Genomic DNA, 2,397 nt, shown 5'->3' on the forward strand with positions numbered 1-2,397 from the left:
GGTCCGGGGCGTTGTCCCGGCGCAGTGCCGCGGCCAGCTCGCCCGCCCGCGCAGGGAAGGCGCCGCGCCCCAGGACGCGGGCGAGCTCGAGGCGCACCCGCTCCAGCGACGCCGGGGACCCCAGACCGCCGACCGGACCGGCGGACACCGCCGGGTCGTCGTCGGCGGCGGGCTCCGGGTCGTGCCACTCCTCGACCCGGGTCGGATGCCCGGACCTGAGCAGTCCCTTCAGCTCGTGCTTCATCTCGTCGTCCCGGTGGACGTTCAGCCGGTCGCTGCCTCGCTGCATGTCTCTCTCCAGAGGGTCGAACGTCCGCACCGCGTACCCGGTGCCGTAGCGCCGACACGGATCCGCGTCGTACGGATTACTGCTTCTCCCTGCCCGGCAGGAACTCCTGCACCTTCGCCTTCAGCCCCTGCCTGATCATCGAGCGCCGGTCGCTGTCGCCCTTGAGGATCGACGAGGCCGTCGCCTCCATCTGCTCCCAGGTGGCGTGCGGCGGGATCGGCGGTACGGCCGGGTCGGTGAGGAACTCGATCACGCACGGCCCGTCGGCCTCCAGGGCCGCCCGCCAGCCCGCCTCGACGTCCTCCGGCTTCTCCACCCGGATCCCGGTCAGGCCCAGCGAACGGGCGAACGCCGCGTACTGCACGTCCGGGATGGACTGCGACGGCAGGAACGACGGGGAGCCCTCCATCGCGCGCATCTCCCAGGTCACCTGGTTGAGGTCCTGGTTGTTCCACACGGCGACCACCAGCCGCGGATCCGACCAGCGGTCCCGGTACTTGGCCGCGGTGATCATCTCCGCCAGGCCGTTCATCTGCATCGCGCCGTCGCCGACCAGCGCGAACACCGGCCGGTCCGGATGCGCGAACTTCGCGCCGATCGCGTACGGCACCCCCGGCCCCATCGTCGCCAGCGTCCCGGACAGCGAACCGCGCATGCCCGGCCGCATGGTGATGTGCCGCGCGTACCAGTTGGCGACCGACCCGGAGTCGGAGGTGAGGATCGCGTTGTCCGGCAGCAGCGGATCCAGGGCCTTGGCCACGTACTCGGGGTTGATCGGGTCCGCCGACAGCCCGGCCCGGCGCTCCATCGTCTCGTGCCAGCGCCGCACGTTCGCGCACACGGTGTCGTGCCACTCGCGCCCGCCCCGGTCGGTCTTCAGCAGCGGGATCAGCCGCTGGAGCGTCGCCTTGGCGTCGCCGACCAGGTTCACCTCGTACGGGTAGCGCATGCCGATCATGTGCGCGTCGATGTCGATCTGCACCGCGCGCGCCTTGCCGAAGTCCGGCATGAACTGGGTGTACGGGAACGACGACCCGATCGTCAGCAGCGTGTCGCAGTCGCGCATCAGCTCGTACGACGGCCGGCTGCCCAGCAGGCCGATCGGCCCGGTGACATAGGGCAGCTCGTCGCTGAGCACGTCCTTGCCGAGCAGCGCCTTCGCGACACCCGCCCCGAGCAGCTCGGCGATCTCCCGCACCTCGACGACCGCGCCCGCGGCGCCCTGCCCGACCAGCATGGCCACCTTGTCGCCCTCGTTGAGGACGTCCGCGGCGCGGCGCAGCGCTTCGTCCGTGGGGGTCGCGGTGTAGTCGCTCATGCCCAGGCTGGAGGGCACCATCTTGAACTCGTGCGTCGGCGGCGAGTAGTCCAGCTCCTGCACGTCGGCCGGGATGATCAGCGCGGTGGGGCAGCGGCGCGCGTACGCGGTGCGGATCGCCCGGTCCAGAACGTTCGGCAGCTGTTCGGGGACCGTCACCACCTCCACGAACTCGGAGGCGACGTCCTTGTACAGCGTGTGCAGGTCGATCTCCTGCTGGTACGAGCCGCCCATCGCGGTCCGGTTGGTCTGGCCCACGATGGCCAGCAGCGGCACATGGTCGAGCTTGGCGTCGTACAGACCGTTGAGCAGATGGACGGCGCCCGGTCCCGAGGTCGCGACACACACGCCGATACGGCCGCTGAACTTGGCGTACCCGACCGCTTCGAAGGCCGACATCTCCTCGTGGCGGGACTGGACGAACCGCGGCTGGTCCTCGGCGCGCCCCCAGGCGGCGAGCAGCCCGTTGATGCCGTCACCCGGATAGCCGAAGACCTGATCCACACCCCAGGCGCGCAGGCGTTCGAGGATGTGGTCGGAGACCTTGGTGCTCATGAAGGGACCTCCCCGGTGCAGTACGAAGCGGACGATCCGGTCGTCGTTTGACGAGTCACCTGAGCGGGGGGCGGAAAACCTCCCTGGATCCGGCCATCGGGCGCCGGCGGCGGGCTCAGGCCGAAACCCGTCCGCGGTTCCTGTCACCCGCCCGGGCGTCCGTGTCCCGCGAATGGGGTCCGGCCGCGCGCGCCGCGGCGCCGGGCGGGCTGTGATGGCAGCGCGGGCACGACCC

Annotated in this window: 2 protein-coding genes; both read right to left on the reverse strand. The window is 71.1% G+C overall.

Going from position 1 to position 2,397, the window contains the following annotated elements; genetic code table 11:
• Positions 1-289 (reverse strand): DUF2795 domain-containing protein (locus ACWEN3_RS45365; RefSeq protein ID WP_452984160.1); only part of this gene is annotated, 289 nt, incomplete at its 3' end.
• Positions 290-365: 76 nt separating this feature from the next.
• The gene (locus tag ACWEN3_RS45370) at positions 366-2,162 is read right to left on the reverse strand and encodes a thiamine pyrophosphate-requiring protein (RefSeq protein WP_452984162.1); all 1,797 of its coding nucleotides are present in this window, start codon (positions 2,160-2,162) and stop codon (positions 366-368) included.
• Positions 2,163-2,397 lie beyond the last annotated feature (235 nt).

The sequence above is a fragment of the Streptomyces sp. NPDC004561 genome (assembly GCF_053602155.1).